Origin of the sequence: Idiomarina sp. (genome assembly GCF_019431395.1) — a bacterium.
In the GTDB taxonomy this organism is placed as follows: domain Bacteria; phylum Pseudomonadota; class Gammaproteobacteria; order Enterobacterales; family Alteromonadaceae; genus Idiomarina.
This window is the reverse complement of record NZ_CP080268.1, coordinates 2215261-2232366: the sequence shown is the minus strand read 5'-3', so window position 1 is coordinate 2232366 and position 17106 is coordinate 2215261. Positions and strand designations below refer to the sequence as shown.

Genomic DNA, 17106 nt, shown 5'->3' with positions numbered 1-17106 from the left:
AATAAAATTTAATCTGCAGGAGTTAGTTTTACTAAACGACCATTGTCTTCATCAGTCAGGATATAAAGCATGCCATCAGGCCCTTGTTCGATATCCCGGATACGAAAATCAATGTCACCATCAAACAGCCGTTCTTCATGGATCATACGACCGTTTTGTAAATCCAGACGCGATATCATTTGGCCGCGTAGCGCTGTGACCAACAGATCGCCCTGCCAATGCTTGAAGGGTTCTCCGGTATAAAATATGGAGCCGGCTGTAGCAATTGATGGCAGCCAATAGTAAAACGGCTGCTCCATACCCTCTTTATGAGTGCCGATGCCGATTTCTCCACCACCGTAATCTTCACCATAAGTAACGGTTGGCCAACCATAGTTCTTACCCGCTTCCGGGATATTAACTTCGTCACCACCCTGAGGGCCATGTTCGATAGTCCATAGTTCACCGGTTTCAGGATGAATATCGGCACCCTGCACGTTGCGGTGACCGTATGACCAAATCTCATCCAGGGCCTTATCGTCATTAACAAATGGATTGTCTTCAGGGATACTACCATCAGGCCAAATGCGCACTATTTTGCCGTGATGATTATCCAATGTTTGGGCATCTTCCATTCGTGAATAACGGTCGCCCAAGGTGATAAATAGGTGTCCTTCAGGTGAAAATATTAATCGAGAACCAAAGTGCGCGCCGCTTTCATATTTTGGTGCCTGGCGGAATACGACTTCTCCGTCAATCCATTGGCCGCCGTCAATTTTGCCTCGCATCACCGCAGTGCTATTGCCGTCACCACCTTCGGGGTCAGGCTCAGAGTAGCTAATATAAACCCAACCATTATCCTCAAAATTTGGATCGATATTAACATCAAGCAAGCCACCCTGGCTGCGTGCAACAACCTCAGGTGTGCCTTTTATTTCTTTTCGTTCAGAACCGTCAGCCGAGATATGGTTTAAAATCCCGTCACGTTCGGTAACGAGCAGGCTGCCATCGGGCAAAAAGGTCATACCCCATGGGTGAGATAGGTTTTCAGTTAAGGTAGTCATTTCTACGGTGTGACGCTCGGTGCTGTATTCATCAGCTAAAGCAGATGCTGAGAATCCAAGCGCAACCGCAGTTAATAGGGCGATCTTACTGGCTTTCATCAGTTTTCCTCTCGTTCTTCTTTATCAATTGTAGTTAGTATACGGTAAAAATCGGTATTTTGATGACTGCTAACTTGATCTGTTTATTGTTATCAGCATTAATAGAGGTGTTACTTAACGCAAGGAGCTCAAAATCATGAAAATAAAACAAAGTAAAAACGCTGCTCAGCTGCAACAAGCGGCTAAGTAATGGCAGAATCAGCATGGTTTAATAGCCACTCGCTGTTGATATTCGGGCAATGGTTAGCAGCCGCGTTTGTACTGCTAATCATTGTCGCGTTAGTCAGCATTGGCGTTATGTATGTGGTGGATAAAATTCAGGTTCGCCACACCATACGCAGAAACTATCCAGTCGTAGGGCGTTTCCGCTATATATTTGAGCGTATGGGCGAATTCATGCGGCAGTATTTCTTTGCTATGGATCGCGAGGAAATGCCATTTAACAGGGCTCAACGCAGTTGGGTCTATCGCGCGGCAAAAAATGCTGATCGAAATGTGGCGTTCGGTTCGACACGAGACTTAACCCGAACCGGGACGATTATTTTTAGCAACGCGCCCTATCCGCCACTAGCTGAACAATCGGTCAAACCCGAACCTGTTGAAATCGGGCCCTATTGCAATACGCCCTATTATCCCCGTTCATATTTTCATATTTCCGGGATGAGTTATGGGGCTTTATCACCTGTTGCCATAAAAGCGCTCTCTAATGGTGCTGCTAAAGCAGGTTGCTGGCTGAATACCGGCGAGGGGGGCTTATCGCCCTATCATTTGAGTGGCCATTGCGACATTGTTTTTCAGATGGGTACTGCAAAATTTGGCGTACGAACGAAAGACGGCAAACTTGATGAGTCACGCCTTGCTGAACTTGGTCGGCACGATAATGTACGAATGTTTGAGATAAAACTTAGTCAGGGTGCAAAACCCGGCAAAGGCGGAATTTTACCGGGCCTCAAAGTTAATGCCGAAATAGCACAAATTCGTGGTATCGAAGAGGGTAAAGACGCAATTAGCCCTAATCGCCACCTCGAAATTAGCAACAACGAAGAGTTACTGGATTTTATCGCTCGGGTTAGAGATGTCACGGGTAAGCCGACGGGTTTTAAATTTGTTATGGGTGACCCGAGTTGGATTGATGAACTAACAGACGCAATTCTAAATCGTGGTGAACAAGCAGCTCCCGACTTTATAACGCTTGATAGTGCTGATGGTGGCACCGGTGCAGCACCTCAACCGTTAATTGATTACGTTGGTTTAAAGCTTTCGGAGAGTCTGCCCATACTGATAGACAAACTCACGGAAGCGGGATTAAAAGATCGTGTTAAAGTGATTTGCTCGGGCAAGATGATTTCGCCTGCTGATGTAGCCTGGGCCATAGCAATGGGTGCAGACTTTGTCGTTTCGGCACGAGGTTTCATGTTTTCTTTAGGTTGTATTCAGGCCATGCAATGTAATAAAAACACCTGCCCCACAGGAGTTACAACCGACAATCCGAAGCTCCAGAAAGGACTTGATCCGACGGATAAAGCCGAGCGAGTAGCTAATTACCATAAGTATTTAGAGTACGGCGTTAACATTATTGCTCATTCGTGCGGTGTGACCGATCCGCGCCAGCTAAACCGGCGTCATGCGCGAGTAATAAAACCGGACGGCGAAAGCATCAGTCTGGCAGACCGCTACCCGTTGCCGCCGGCGCGTCGGCGTTAACCTTTACGAAAGTGTATTTATTGGTAATAACGCTGCTGCTTCTTCAGCAATTTTGCGAAATGTTTGTCGGCGGCTGGTTGTGGCCCGGTAAACCAATCCGATATCGCGCGCCGCTTCTTGCCCGGAAGGCTTTAGCGGCGTCAAGTCAGTGTGTTCCAAAATGCCTCGGTCAATGGCCATTTGTGACATAAAGGTAGCGCCCTTACGTGCGTTAGCCATTTGTACCAAGCTGTGCATACTGGTAGCAGTAAATGGATTCACTTTTACGGTATCAGTTAACTGACATGCAGAAACAGCATGACCTGTCAGGCAGTGTTCTTTTTCCAGTAAAAAAATACTGCCGTCGGGGAGCATGTCGTAATTAACCGGCTCACCTAATTTATCGGCGATGGATTTATGCGCAACAAGCTTGAAAGGGTCACGACCAAGGATCCATTTTTGGTTGCCCTGAATATCCATAGGTAAAGCCAGCAACAAAATGTCCAAGTCACCGTCGCGAAGCGCATTGAGTAAATTATGCGTTGTATCTTCAGCTAATTGTAATGATAACTTTGGATACTTCTGCTGTATTCGTTCGCTCAAATCGCCAACAACGAACGGGGCTATAGTTGGTATGATCCCGAGCCGAACAGGCCCCTCCAAAATATTGCCGTGCCCCTGAGCATAATGCATAAGCTCTTCAGTTGAGGTGATAATTTTACGCGCCTGCTCGACAATTTCTTCGCCGATAGCTGTAAACAAAAAGGATTTGTGGTCTCGTTCAATTAGTTGACAGCCTAATTGTTCTTCTAAGTTTTGAATGCCGCTACTTAATGTAGATTGGCTCACGTTACAGGCCGTTGCCGCACGGTTAAAGTTTTGCTGTTGGTGTAGCGCCAGCAAATAGCTGAGATTTTTAAGACTTGGTAGCTTGCCCATGATTTAAACCACTAATTTAATTTACCGATTATCATAATAGTTTTTATTCGTTTTATCCAATAAGTCGTTCGGCGTAATATCCACATCGAAACGTTACAGCACACTTTTAATTAACGACTTGTTTGGAGAGAGAAATATGTTAACAGTTGGCGATAAATTACCAGAGTTTAGCGTAGTAGCTGCAAAGCCGGGCTTCAACATGCCTGAAGAAAATGGCGAAAGCGCGTTTGAAACTATCAACAATGAAAGCTTTAGCGGTAAATGGAAAATTATCTTCTTTTACCCGAAGGATTTCACCTTTGTGTGCCCCACCGAGATCGTAGAATTTGCGAAATTAAATGAAGAGTTTGCAGACCGCGATGCAATCGTTATGGGCGGCAGCACTGATAACGAGTTTGTAAAATTAGCATGGCGCCGTGAGCACCCTGACCTAAAAGGTTTGAACCAATACTCGTTTGCCGATAACGGTTCGCTTGTTGATGGTCTTGGCGTGCGTGACAAAGCAGAAAATGTCGCTTTACGTGCAACTTTCGTTGTCGATCCTCACAACGTTATTCAACACGTTTCAGTAAACAACCTGAACGTTGGCCGTAACCCGACCGAAATCCTGCGTATTTTGGATGGTCTACAGACAGATGAACTTTGTCCATGTAACCGTGCCGTTGGTGGTGACACGCTTTAAAGCGTCGGCAAACTATTGAGTGACAAGGTACCCGGATGGTTCTCCCGGGTACCTTTAAAAGTTTAGGAGTAGTTCATGACAATAGCAGACTATAAACAGTTACTTGGCGACCACGGTAAAGATACTAAGCTCAACTTGTCGAGCCTATTTACTAATGTCGATACATCAGGTCTTACTAACGACCAATTTTACGGCACAGCATTATCGCTGGCATACAGTATCGGTGATGCAGAGTTAACTGCAGCAGTTGAAGCAGAAGCTAGCGACAAAGTCGCTGACAATGTCGTAAATGCAGCTAAGTTAGCTGCAACCTTGATGGCAATGAATAACGTTTACTATCGGTTTTTACACTTATCAACCGATAAACAGTTCAGCAAATTACCTGCTGGATTGCGTATGAACGCGATGGCTAACCCCGGCGTCGAGAAAGCGGACTTCGAATTGTACTCGCTGGCAGTGTCGGCGTTGAATGGTTGTGGGCTTTGCATAGACTCTCATGTGAAAACACTGTTACAGCATGATGTTTCGGCACAAGCTGTTCAAACCAGTATTAAGTTGGCGGCGGTACTTAACGCAGCAGCGACTGCGCGTAAACTGTCGTAATCCCCCAGGAGCGCATGGCTCCGATCCCTGTCTAGAGCAGTCGTAAACTGCTCGCAACGCTTTAGCCCGCCTTGTGCGGGCTTTTTTTCTTTCACTTTCAGCTACATGTCCTACAGTTAATAATAAGAATTAACGAGGAGGTACGATGGTTAGTATCAATATCGAACGCTTGAAAGATTCTATCCGGGATTTATCAAAAATTGGCTACAACGATGAAGATCATGGTGTCTATCGTTGGGGCTTCACTGACGCCGACATGAGAGCCAGGCACTGGCTACTGGATTTAGTTAAAAATGAAGGCTTTGATGCGCATATGGACGGCGCCGGAAACGTATTCTTTGGTATTGGAGACTACCATAAGAAGCCAGCGGTATTGACCGGCTCCCATTTAGATACCGTGCCGGCCGGCGGTATATTTGATGGGGCGCTCGGTGTGTTATCCGGCCTGGAAGTTTTGCGCACGCTAAAAGAAAATGACGTAAAGCTTAAGCATCCTGTATGGGTTGTAGCAACGGCAGAAGAAGAAGGCCGATTTGGTGGCATGATGGGCTCTCAGGCAATTGCCGGTGTCGTTAACATGGATTGGCTTATGTCTGCACATGATGCAGATAACGTCTATTTAAAAGACGCTATGGCTGAACACGGTCTGGACGTTATGAATGTTTTAGACGCAGCCTGGCCTGCCGAGCGCTTGAAGGCATTTTATGAACTGCACATTGAACAGGGGCCTGTGCTGTTCAATGAAGATATTTGTATTGGCGCGGTAGAGGGGATATCGGGCGTTTTTAAGTGGATAGTGCACTTGAAAGGTAAAGCAGATCATGCCGGTACGGCACCAATGAATATGCGTAGCGATGCGTTTATGGGGTTAGCGGATTTTGCCCATGAAATTGAACGTATTATTGCTGAAGATGGTACTGATAAAACCCGTATCACCGTGGGTAAAGTTGACCTAAAACCTGGCAGTCCACATACCGTTCCGGGTGAGGCTGTTTTTACCATTGTTGGTCGTGATATGAGCAACGATGTGATGCAGGAACTGGCAGACTCATGCCGCAAAGCGTTGTCTGCGATCGCTCGTAAGCACCGCTTAATGTTTGAATATGAACAGGTTAGTTGGCTTAAACCGCAAGCTTGCTCGGATACTTTGACACAGATCATAGAAAACAAAGCCAAGCAGCGTAAGCTATCTTGTTTGAAAATGCCCAGCGGCGCCGGTCACGATACACAGTTTTTAGCACAAATTACGGAAGCGGGATTAATTTTTATTCCATCGGTGAATGGGGTCAGTCATGCCCCCGATGAATGGTCACATTGGCATGATGTTGAGGCCGGCACTAACGTGCTATTGGATTGTATTGTTGAGTCGGCTAGTTAATTAATGCGAATCAACAGTATGTTCGATATACTCGGTGATATATGACCGATATCAAGTGGTAGCTAAATGGAACAGAAAGTAGAGGTTCAGTCAGCGGATAAGGTCAAAATCCAGCGTCCGAAAAACACCCAAAAGAACAACGATTACGCCCCTCGCAGTCGCATCTATGTGCGCGATATTAAAGGCGGGATGGAGTATTTTCGGCGAATATTCGGCTTCATTTTACTGGCTGTTTTTGCTTTGTTGCCGTGGCTCACGTATCAAGGCGAACAAGCAATTCTGCTTGATATCATGGAACAGCGCTTTCGTATTTTTGGACTAACCCTGTGGCCGCAGGATTTTACTGTTGTTGCTCTATTTGCGATTGTTGCTGCTGTCGCTCTGTTCTTCGTTACCACCATATGGGGTCGAGTATGGTGCGGCTTTATGTGTCCTCAGACCACCTGGACTGCCATATTTATGTGGTTCGAAAAGAAATTCGAAGGCCCCCGCAATAAACGTATCAAGCTAGACCAACGAAAAATGGATTTCGATAAGCTCTGGCGTAAAACGGGTAAGCAAGTCAGTTGGGTTTTAGTGGCTCTGCTAACCGCGATGATTTTTGTTGGTTACTTTACCGATGTACGCGCTTTGTTTGTGAACTTCTTCACGTTAGAAGCCGGGTTCTGGGCCACCTTCAGTGTGTTGTTCTTTACGTTTTGTACCTATGGCAACGCCGCCTACATGCGCGAAATAATGTGTACTCACATGTGTCCCTATGCGCGTTTTCAGTCGGCAATGTTTGATAAAGACACGTTTACTGTAAGTTATGACGTGAACCGCGGTGAGCCGAGAGGGCCTCGAGCACGTAAATCCGATCCAAAAGAACAAGGTTTGGGCGACTGTATCGATTGCTATATGTGTGTTCAGGTATGCCCTACCGGTATCGATATTCGTAATGGCTTACAGTACGAGTGTATAGATTGCGGCGCCTGCATCGATGCATGTAATGAAGTCATGGATAAAATGAAATATCCACGTGGTTTAATTCGCTTCACTACCGAGCGTAATTTATCAGCCAAGCAAAAGTCTGAGAAAACCAATCCATGGCGCATGAAGAGTATTGGTTATTTCATCTTAATGCTGGCAGTGACAGCAGTATTGGTTCTGGATATAGCGACACGAATACCATTAGAAGTAGACGTTTTGCGCGATCGAAATGCGTTATACCGAGAGAACTTCGACGGCGAAATCGAGAATGTTTACACCTTAAAAATAGTGAATAAATCACAGCAAGATCATACCTATACTGTCACTCTAGAGGGATTTGATACCTATCGTCTGGTGGGTGAAACGACAAAGCAAGTAGAAGCCGGAGAAGTGGGAAGTTTACCTATAACCGTGGCAATTCCTCCGCAATTATTGACAGAGCAAGTAACAGACTTCAGTTTTGTGGTACAGTCCAATGATGATTCAAGCGTTAAGTTAACGCACGAGACACGTTTCATCTACGAGTGAGTTTATGCCACAAAATGATTTCGCTTTTCAGGGGCTTGGTCCCGATACTCTGATCAAAGCGATAGAAACTCTGGGGATATATCCCGATAGTGGTTTGCTGGCGCTGAATAGTTACGAAAATCGCGTTTATCAGTTTAGTGACGATAATCGCAGGCGCTACGTCGTTAAGTTCTATCGACCCGGGCGTTGGTCGATAGAACAAATTGTTGAAGAACATCAATTTACATTAGACCTGCAAGCCGAAGAAATTCCGGCCGTTGCTCCTTTGCAGATTAATGGCCGCACGCTACATGAGTTTGAGGGCTATCACTTTTGCTTGTTTCCCAGTGTGGGCGGACGGGCATTCGAACCCGATGATTTGGACCAGTTAGAACGTTTGGGGCGACAAATTGGTCGCTTACATGCGGTTGCTCAAACTGCGTCTTTTAACTATCGGGAAACCATATCTTATAACGGCTTTGTGACTGACTCTGTAGTCGAATTGCGGCGCAGTGAGTTAATCCCTGACGGTCTGAAAACGGCGTTTTTCGCTATTCTCGAGCCTCTCGCTGAACGTTTAGCGGGAACGCCTCTGGCTAACTTTCCGGTGCAGCGTCTGCATGGCGATTGTCACATCGGTAATATTTTGCAATGGGATGACAAATTAACCTTTGTTGATTTTGACGACTGTCGCATGGGACCTGCAGTCCAGGATCTTTGGATGATGTTAAATGGATCGCGTGCGGAACAAACGGTGCAACTGGACGCTCTAATCGAAGGATATGAAGAATTCTGCTCTTTTGATAAGGCGCAGTTGTTGTTGATTGAGCCGTTAAGAGGGTTCAGAATTATTCAATATATGGCATGGTTGTCAAAACGCTGGCAAGATAGCGCCTTTCAGCGAGCTTTTCCCTGGTTTGCAGAAGAGCGATACTGGGAAAACCAAGTGTTAGCGTTAAAAGAACAACTAGCGGCGCTGGATGAAGAGCCGTTAAAACTTGGATTCTAATTGACTTAAAAATGAAGGTGTAATTATGAGTAAATGGCTTTTAGGGCTATTAAGCGCGGCATTTATGTTCGTTGGCGCCGTGCAAGCGCAGCAGTTTGAAGAAGGTGTTCATTATGAGGTGGTTGCTGACGAAGCAACCAGTAAACCTGAAATTGTAGAGTTTTTCTCTTTTTATTGTGTGCATTGTTATCGCTTTGAACCTATCGCTAAATCAATAAAGGAAGCTCACCCGGATGCATTTGAAAAAGCACATGTGTCTTTCATTAGCCCACGAGGTGATGTTGGTGAGACAATGACGAAAGCATTTGCTGCAGCGCAGAAACTGGGCGTTGAAGAAAAAATAAGCGATGCAATCTTTGATTATAACTTTAACAAAAATAGTATGTTAACCAGCAAACAGGACATTCGTAACGTGTTCGTGGTTAACGATGTTGCAGGTGATGAATTTGACAAAGCTCTGGCTAGTTTTGCTGTGCGTGCGTCAGCAAGCAAGATGGATCGCCGGGCGACGAATTTGGGCGTTAATGCGACACCAACATTTATTGTAAATGGTAAGTATAAAATGCTACCGCAAGGGTTCCGTGACAGCGAAGATTTTGTTGCCGACTTCACTGCGTTGGCAAGCTACTTGGTTGATAAATAAATTCAAAAAAATTTAATCAGTTAACCCCCAGATATTTGGGGGTTTTTTGTTGCTTTAATATGACTATCGTCATATATATGTGTAAATAATAAACTTGCAGTTTTTAAATAGCTCTGTTAAGGTTCGTAGCACATGGACAGATTGCAGTACATGGACGTACTACTCCCCCGAGCGTTTATCTTCAGTGGTTGGCAACTCTTTATTAAAATACTGGTAGTGTTTTAATCCGAACGAAGGCATCGCGGTGTACAGATGCTCAACAATTGATGACTGAACAGTTTCGTACTTTGTCCATTCGGTTTCTTCCGAGAAGGCGTATATTTCCAATGGAATGCCGGCTGGTGTGGGTTGCAGTAACCGGGCCATAAATGTCATGTCTTGACGAACCTTCGGGTGATTCGCCAGGTAGTGCTCAGCATACAAGCGAAAGGCTGTTAAGTTACTCACCGGTGTTACTAACTCATTTTCTTTTAGCCAAGCGTCGCTATCGGTATCGAAAAACTCAGAAGCAATGTTGTTAAGCTGATCCTCATTAAGGCTTTTGGTGCTGTCTAAATCAATCATTATCGATCGCATCATGCGACGGCCGCCTGAATTTACCATGCCTTGCCAGTTTTTAAATGACTGATTGATCAGAACATAGGTCGGTAGAAAAACCGTTGTCTTATCCCAGTTTTCTACTTTTAGGGTGATAAGACCAACTTCTTTGACCACACCGTCAACATTTGAGTCAGGAACCTGGATCCAATCATCAATTGCCACCATGCGGTTGGTCGCCAATTGAACGCCGGCGACAAATCCCATTAATGTATCTTTAAATACCACCATTAAAATAGCTGTCATCGCGCCAAAACCGCTCAAAAGATACATCGGTGATTTATCCATGATGATGGCAACGGTGATGATAATGGCCATTAACACCAGCACTAACTTAATTACTTGAATAACGCCGGTAATAGGAACTTCTTTGGCTTTATTGGAGTATTCGTAGGCGATGTGAATCACGTTAGCCAGAGCTGTCAGGATACTGGTTATGATCCAAGTCAGGTAGATAGCAATGGCTGTTTGTAAAGGGCCCTGCCAGGCTTCAAAATTTTCAGTAAATATGACAGGAATAAACGCGTTGATGACCAATATCGGGGCTAAGTTCGCACAGCGTTTAAAAAAGCCACTATTTACCAGCGAGTTATACCAACGCTCAGGCGCTTTTTTTAACAGCCGGTGTATTGCGCGGTTTATGACAAGACGTGCAATCGCGTAGGTAATATAGCTGACAACAATAATGATTGCGGCTTTAATGGCTAGTGCTAAATACTCGATAACCGCGGGTTTAAATCCTGTTTTTTCTAGCCACTCTGTGACGAACAACAAATCCATAGTCGTTACCTTCGTTGGTGAGCAAGATCCATTTTTTCGTGTAAGTCTTCAATAATAGCGTCTTTTTCGTGCCAGCGTTGATTAAGCCATTTTTGAAAGTGCGTTTTAAATTCTGGGTCGTTCGCGTAGTCGCCGATCAAATCATCGGTAATAGGCAAGGTGCGGATATGAACGTAAACATTACGCAACTGGCCACTGAGTAAATGCCATACCACTGGACGATCGTCTTTGCCCGGGTATGCAATAGTTATATCGACAATACCTTCGAATTGATCACCCATTATCTGTAAAGAGAATGCCGTGCCGCCAGCCTTGGGGGGTAATAAATAACGATAAGGACTGTTTTTGTTCTTGTGTTTTTGTGGGGTGAAACGCGTTCCCTCACAAAAGTTAACAACAGTGGTCGGTATATGCTTAAACTTTTTACACGAACGTTGCGTTGTAACGATATCACGCCCTTTCAAATGCGGCTTTTTAGCAATCATATCTTTGCTATAGCGACGCATAAAAGGCATATCAAGTACCCAGCAACCCCAACCAACAATAGGTATCCACAATAGCTGACGCTTTAGAAAGAAGCGCGGCATCGGCATATTGCGTCGCGCCAGATGCATTAATACAAACACATCAACCCAGCTACGGTGATTACCCATAATCATATACCAACCGTTTTTATGCAGGGCTAAGTCGCCTTCGATGTGCCAAGTCATCTTTTGTGTTAATTGAAATAACAAAGACATCGCATAGGCCCAGAGCCGGAATAAGCTATTTGCCAGGGTAGACAGTAGTCGCTGTACCGGGGCAATTGGCAGCAATAATTTAAAAATGCCAATAAAAACAATGCTTGCACCAATTGCTGCGGTTGTTGTAAGTGCCCATAGAAAATTAATGAGGACACGAAATGGAATGAGTAAGGTCGTCAGCATGCAGTATTCCTGTCTGATAAAACGCGATCGCTACATTTTAATCATAACGAAACAAGTGCTTATTGTCTGTTGCTAAAATGGCCTAGTTAATATACTGTATATATGTACAGCACATTGTTGGAGGTCATATGCAACCAAAATTAAAGAAACTGGTTGACCAAGGTCTACTCTGGCAAGGTAAGAGTCATTCGAGTCAGCACCAATCTTACTTATCCAGTGGGTCAGATAAACTGGATAACGTTCTGGGTGGCGGTTGGCAGTTAAGTGGCCTTCATGAGTTGCAACGACAGTGTCACTTTGTCGAACAAAGACTATTAACTCCTCTTTTAAAACAGGCGTTGGTGCAACAGCAGACAGTATTCTGGATTAATCCTCCGGCGTTGGTCTCGGCATCAGGGCTTGCCTGGCAATTATCACAACAGTCACTTCATGTGGTAATAAAAGCGACAGACCAAGAAGCTGCCTGGGCTTTTGAACAGGTACTGCAAACGGGAACCGGCATTGCACTCTTATGGCAGCAGCAACAACACATTAATGCCTCAACGGTAAGGCGTTGGTACAAAGCGGTACAAACAGGTAGGCAGGCAGCTTTTGTTTTAACCAATATCGCAAAACAGCCTGAAGCCAAAGCTTACACCAACCGAATACAGCTCCATCAGGCTGCAGCTCGCGCTGATGTGGTTAAGCGCCGCTATGGTTGGCCGGTAATGAATGTTGACCTATGAGTCTGTGGTTATATTGCCATTTCCCACAGTTACTACTGGATACGGTGTGTCGTATCCATGCGGCTGCTAATACAGTTCCGTTAGTCTATTATTTGCCCGCTGATATGTCTCGCGAGCGACAAGGTAAAGCGCATAGGGAACCTATTGTACAATGTAATCAATTGGCTTTAGATGCGGGAGTAGAGTTGGGGCAGCCGCAAACGTTGGCGCAAGGCTTGGTTAGTGGGCTTGTGTGCCACCGATATAATGCGGAGAAAGAAGCTCAGGCACTACGTCAGTTGGCAGATGGGCTTTACCAAACGATTGATAAGCAAGTGCTGTTTGCCCCTAAAGGCATTGCCATTGCTGTTGACAGTTTATTACGGCTATATCAGGGGTTAAATCCCCTACTTTGCCATATCAAAGAACAGCTACAGGCGTTTGATTTACGGTTTTATATGAGCTTGGCTTACAGTCCTGAAGCTGCGCGATGTTTGTCTCAGGCAGGATGTGAGCAGTTATCGGCTGATAAAAACGCGATCCATGACGCCCTGGCTTGTTTACCCGTTAGCACATTAAATGGGTCAGAAAGCCGTGTGGAGAAACTCAACAAGTCGGGTATAAAAACATTACATGACCTTTGGCAGCTTCCTGCGGCTCAAGTAGGTAAGCGTTTTGGGCTGGAGCTGGTCGAAGAGCTATTTACATTAAAAAGTACGCACACCGCGGAATCAGCAGCAGTTAGCTTTTATCAGCCCGCGCAAACCTTTTCGTTATCGTTCGATTTAGTAACGGAAATTAGCCACTGGCAAGGATTACTTTTTCCGTTAAAACGCGCTTTACGAGAGCTTGAAACGTTTCTTTATCAACGCCAGAAAGTTACCCGGTTGCTCGATATCAGGCTGCATCATCGCGATAACTCCAGTACAAGGGTTCCATTGAAGCTGGCTGTTGATAGCTGGCGCGCATCTCAATTTCTTCAGCTTATTCAGTTACAAGTGGATCGCTATCCTCTACGGCAACCTGTTATAGCGATTAGTCTAACCGTTGAGCATTTATATGAACTTGACCGACATAGTGGACAGTTACTTAACGATAGTGCGCAGCACAAGGGAGATTTGCATGAGTTATTAGCACGCCTGCAGGCAAAACTGGGTGAAAAAGCGATTTACTCTCCTGCTGTAACGAATGATTTTAGACCACTGTTTAATGAGCAGAAAAAATCAGCTGGTAGTGTCACCAATATACCGATAAAAAATGTGAAACGACCTTTATGGTTATTACCTCAGCCGGAGCCGGTTGATATAGCTCAATGGCGATTAATTGAAGGTCCAGAGCGGATAAGCAGTGGTTGGTGGGATGACAAACCGATGGCTCGGGACTATTGGATTGCGTCTGACCCGATGCAACGTCTTGGATGGCTGTTCTTTGAAAAAAAATGGTATCTGCAGGGGTGGTTTAGCTAATGCGCTACGCAGAACTCCATTGCCTAAGTTACTTTAGCTTTCTGCGCTCAGCTGCCGCACCGGGCGAGCTTGTTGATAGAGCCGTTGAACTAGGCTATAGCGCGATTGCACTAACCGATGAGTGCTCGGTAGCCGGAGCCGTGAGAGCTTATCAGGCTGCTAAGCAGCACTCGATAAAATTAATTATCGGTAGCGAATTCAATGTGGACGGGGTGGGTAAAATGGTCGTGCTGTGCCCAACTCGCAAGGCATATGCCCAGTTATGCCACAAAATAACGACGTTTCGCCAACGTATGCAAAAAGGCAGTTATGAAGCGACAACAGAGGATTTTTTAACAGGGTTTGAAGAGTGCTTTTTACTTTGGCTGCCGGCAGCCCCCTGTTCAGGTAGCCATTATGCCAAAGCGATTAATTTAGGTCATCGCTTAAAAAGGCACTGGCAGTCCCGCTTGTGGCTACTATACGAGCGACATTATCAGAGTGATGACAAATCCACGTTTAACTTTATTCAGCGCTTAAGTCAGCAACTACATCTTCGAGTTGTGGCTGCCGGTGGCTGTGTTTTGCATGACGTTAACCGGCAGCCGTTGTTAGATATTGTTTCCGCGATAGCTGCAGGCAAACCACTATCATTGTATCCCGAGTGTGCGAGCGCTAACGCAGAGCGGCGACTTCGGGACTTAAGTGAATTACAGCGTTGCTACCCACAGCAATGGTTAACTGAAACCGTAACTATTGCCGACCAGTGTCATTTTTCAATGGCAGAGCTACGCTATGAATATCCGGCAGAGCTGGTGCCTGCGGGACTTTCTGCTAGTCAGTATTTACGGCAATTAACCGAGCGTGGGGCGACAAAGCGTTATCCTGGCGGAGTGCCTGAAAAAGTCGTCGCGCAATATAAAAAAGAGCTCGAACTTATCCGCGAGCAGCAGTATGAATACTTTTTCTTGACCATTCATGACCTTGTCTGTTTTGCGCAACAACAGGGGATCTTATATCAAGGCCGAGGCTCTGCTGCCAATTCTGTGGTTTGTTATTGCCTTGAAATTACAGCGGTTAACCCGGCACAAATCGACGTCTTGTTCGAACGGTTTATTTCTAAGGAACGTGATGAACCTCCCGATATTGACGTTGATTTTGAGCACGAACGCCGGGAAGAGATCATTCAATATATTTATCGAAAATACGGTCGAGCAAGAGCCGCATTGGCGGCTACCGTTATTCGTTATCGTTTTCGTAGTGCATTCCGAGATGTCGGAAAGGCGCTGGGCTTTAGTGAACAGCAGCTGCAATATTACCGGCAAAACCTTGATCGCCGAGATAAGGACATTGACTGGAAACAACAGCTTGCTGATCAGCACCCTAAACTTGCCGAAAGTCGCCGGGGGCAGCAATTAATTTATTACACAGAACAACTGATAGGCTTTCCTCGTCACTTATCACAGCACGTAGGGGGCTTTGTTATTGCCGCGGGCAAGCTGTCAGACTTAGTGCCCATCGAAAACGCCAGTATGCCAGAGCGAACTGTTATTCAGTGGGATAAGGATGACCTGGAAGCGTTAAAGCTGTTGAAGGTTGATGTGCTGGCGCTAGGTATGTTGACGGCGCTTCGAAAAACTATGCAGCTACTGAAAGCGCAAAATATTAGTCTGACGCTGGCGGATATTCCGCAGGAAGATCCGACGGTTTATCAGGCGTTGCAAAAAGCCGATTCAGTGGGTGTATTCCAAATTGAATCGCGTGCGCAAATGAATATGTTGCCTCGCCTAAAACCGTCCACCTTTTATGACTTGGTTATTCAAATAGCGATCGTTCGGCCTGGCCCTATTCAGGGCGACATGGTACACCCGTATTTACGCCGGCGTTCTGGGTTAGAGCCCATAGATTACCCAAGTGACGAGGTAAAGTCGGTTTTGCAGCGAACTTTAGGCGTGCCTATTTTTCAGGAGCAAGCAATTAAGCTTGCTATGGTGGCGGCGGGGTTTAGTGGTGGCGAGGCAGATCAACTACGTCGAGCCATGGCTGCCTGGCGTAGTACAGGTAAACTTAAGCAGTTCGAAGAAAAGCTCATTAGCGGGATGCTTAAGCGGGGCTATAACGAAGAGTTTGCCCAGCGGCTATTTCATCAAATCTGTGGTTTTGGTCAGTATGGTTTTCCGGAATCTCATTCAGCAAGCTTTGCTAACCTTGCCTATGCCTCAGCCTGGTTAAAAACACATTATCCTAGTGCTTTTTATACGGGCCTTTTAAATAGTTTGCCAATGGGGTTTTACTCGCCTTCTCAATTAATTCAGGATGCAAAACGTCATGGTGTTCGATTTTTACCGTTAGATATCAATAAAAGTGACTGGGACTATCAGTGGTTATCAGATCAAGGGAGTGTGATCCGCCTCGGCTTACGTCAAATTAGCGGCTTAAGTAAAGAGCGATTAATTAATGCGTTGCAATGTCGGGACGATGGTTTTAGCCATATTGAGTCACTGCGCCAGGCAGGTTTGTATGAGTCAGATATAGAAGCTTTAGCAAAAGCGGATGCTCTGCAATCTATATCGGGTCATCGTTATCAAGCGAGCTGGGATGCATTGATGATAAGCGATGAGCAGTTACCATTATTTTCTTCGGTACAGGAAACTTACGATAAAACGCCGTTCGCACCGGACGAGCAGGAAGACATCCGTTTTGATTATGCCAGTACAGGTCTATCCCTTAGGCGCCATCCATTAGCGCTTATTCGTAACAACCCTGTATTGGCAAAATGCCTCACTGCCGAGCAGTTATGTCATCAACGCTCGGGAAAACTGGTCGAGGTAATAGGGTTAATTACCTGTCGGCAACGGCCGGGGACTAAAACCGGGGTAACATTTTTTACCTTAGAAGACGAAACCGGAAACATTAATGTAGTTATTTGGGCAAAGACAGCGCGTAAGTTTCGCAAAGCATTTTTAAGTAGCCGTCTGTTAAAGGTCAAAGGCGTATTAGAGAGTCACCAAGGCGTTACGCATGTGGTAGCAGGACACCTTGATGACCAAACCGAGTTACTCAATATAGATAAGCATCACGAACGGCGTTTCCACTGAA

Annotated in this window: 14 protein-coding genes; 10 read left to right on the top strand and 4 right to left on the bottom strand. The window is 45.5% G+C overall.

The features are described from left to right. Positions 1-8: 8 nt before the first annotated feature. Entirely contained in the window at positions 9-1142 is a 1134-nt protein-coding gene (locus tag KZ771_RS10775) for a PQQ-dependent sugar dehydrogenase (protein WP_290653415.1), read from the bottom strand. 189 nt (positions 1143-1331) lie between these two features. Between KZ771_RS10775 and KZ771_RS10770 the strand changes: the two genes are divergently transcribed. Beyond that, positions 1332-2846, top strand: coding sequence for an FMN-binding glutamate synthase family protein (locus tag KZ771_RS10770; RefSeq protein ID WP_290570283.1), 1515 nt, complete (start codon positions 1332-1334; stop codon positions 2844-2846). 3 nt (positions 2847-2849) lie between these two features. Here KZ771_RS10770 and KZ771_RS10765 read toward each other — a convergent pair whose 3' ends face one another. Next, positions 2850-3764, bottom strand: a complete 915-nt coding sequence (locus tag KZ771_RS10765; RefSeq protein ID WP_290570285.1) for a hydrogen peroxide-inducible genes activator — start codon at positions 3762-3764, stop codon at positions 2850-2852. Between the two features lie 136 nt (positions 3765-3900). Here KZ771_RS10765 and KZ771_RS10760 point away from each other — a divergent pair, with 136 nt between their 5' ends. From KZ771_RS10760 to KZ771_RS10735, 6 genes are all read left to right on the top strand, one after another. Then, positions 3901-4446: a peroxiredoxin gene (locus KZ771_RS10760; RefSeq protein WP_133540751.1), complete on the top strand. Its 546-nt coding sequence runs from the start codon at positions 3901-3903 to the stop codon at positions 4444-4446. Between the two features lie 75 nt (positions 4447-4521). Further along, positions 4522-5049, top strand: a complete 528-nt coding sequence (locus tag KZ771_RS10755; RefSeq protein WP_133540750.1) for a carboxymuconolactone decarboxylase family protein — start codon at positions 4522-4524, stop codon at positions 5047-5049. Positions 5050-5194: 145 nt separating this feature from the next. Next, the gene (locus KZ771_RS10750) at positions 5195-6427 is read left to right on the top strand and encodes a Zn-dependent hydrolase (RefSeq protein ID WP_290570289.1); all 1233 of its coding nucleotides are present in this window, start codon (positions 5195-5197) and stop codon (positions 6425-6427) included. A gap of 66 nt (positions 6428-6493) precedes the next feature. Then, positions 6494-7924, top strand: coding sequence for a cytochrome c oxidase accessory protein CcoG (gene ccoG, locus KZ771_RS10745; protein ID WP_290570291.1), 1431 nt, complete (start codon positions 6494-6496; stop codon positions 7922-7924). A 4-nt stretch (positions 7925-7928) separates the two neighbouring features. Continuing rightward, entirely contained in the window at positions 7929-8912 is a 984-nt protein-coding gene (locus KZ771_RS10740) for a serine/threonine protein kinase (protein ID WP_133540747.1), read from the top strand. A gap of 25 nt (positions 8913-8937) precedes the next feature. Next, positions 8938-9555, top strand: coding sequence for a thiol:disulfide interchange protein DsbA/DsbL (locus KZ771_RS10735; protein WP_133540746.1), 618 nt, complete (start codon positions 8938-8940; stop codon positions 9553-9555). 159 nt (positions 9556-9714) lie between these two features. Here KZ771_RS10735 and KZ771_RS10730 read toward each other — a convergent pair whose 3' ends face one another. After that, positions 9715-10932: a mechanosensitive ion channel family protein gene (locus KZ771_RS10730; RefSeq protein WP_290570295.1), complete on the bottom strand. Its 1218-nt coding sequence runs from the start codon at positions 10930-10932 to the stop codon at positions 9715-9717. A 5-nt stretch (positions 10933-10937) separates the two neighbouring features. Continuing rightward, entirely contained in the window at positions 10938-11858 is a 921-nt protein-coding gene (locus tag KZ771_RS10725) for an acyltransferase (RefSeq protein WP_290570297.1), read from the bottom strand. Between the two features lie 128 nt (positions 11859-11986). Between KZ771_RS10725 and KZ771_RS10720 the strand changes: the two genes are divergently transcribed. The 3 genes from KZ771_RS10720 to KZ771_RS10710 are packed head-to-tail and all read left to right on the top strand — an operon-like array spanning position 11987 to position 17105. After that, positions 11987-12583, top strand: coding sequence for a SulA-like SOS-response cell division inhibitor (locus KZ771_RS10720; RefSeq protein ID WP_290653413.1), 597 nt, complete (start codon positions 11987-11989; stop codon positions 12581-12583). Beyond that, positions 12580-14028 carry a DNA polymerase Y family protein gene (locus KZ771_RS10715; protein ID WP_290570301.1) on the top strand — a complete coding sequence of 483 codons (1449 nt, stop codon included), beginning with the start codon at positions 12580-12582 and terminating at the stop codon, positions 14026-14028. Before KZ771_RS10720 ends, KZ771_RS10715 begins: the two co-directional genes overlap by 4 nt. Further along, positions 14028-17105, top strand: a complete 3078-nt coding sequence (locus tag KZ771_RS10710) for an error-prone DNA polymerase (protein ID WP_290570307.1) — start codon at positions 14028-14030, stop codon at positions 17103-17105. Before KZ771_RS10715 ends, KZ771_RS10710 begins: the two co-directional genes overlap by 1 nt. Position 17106: the final 1 nt, after the last annotated feature.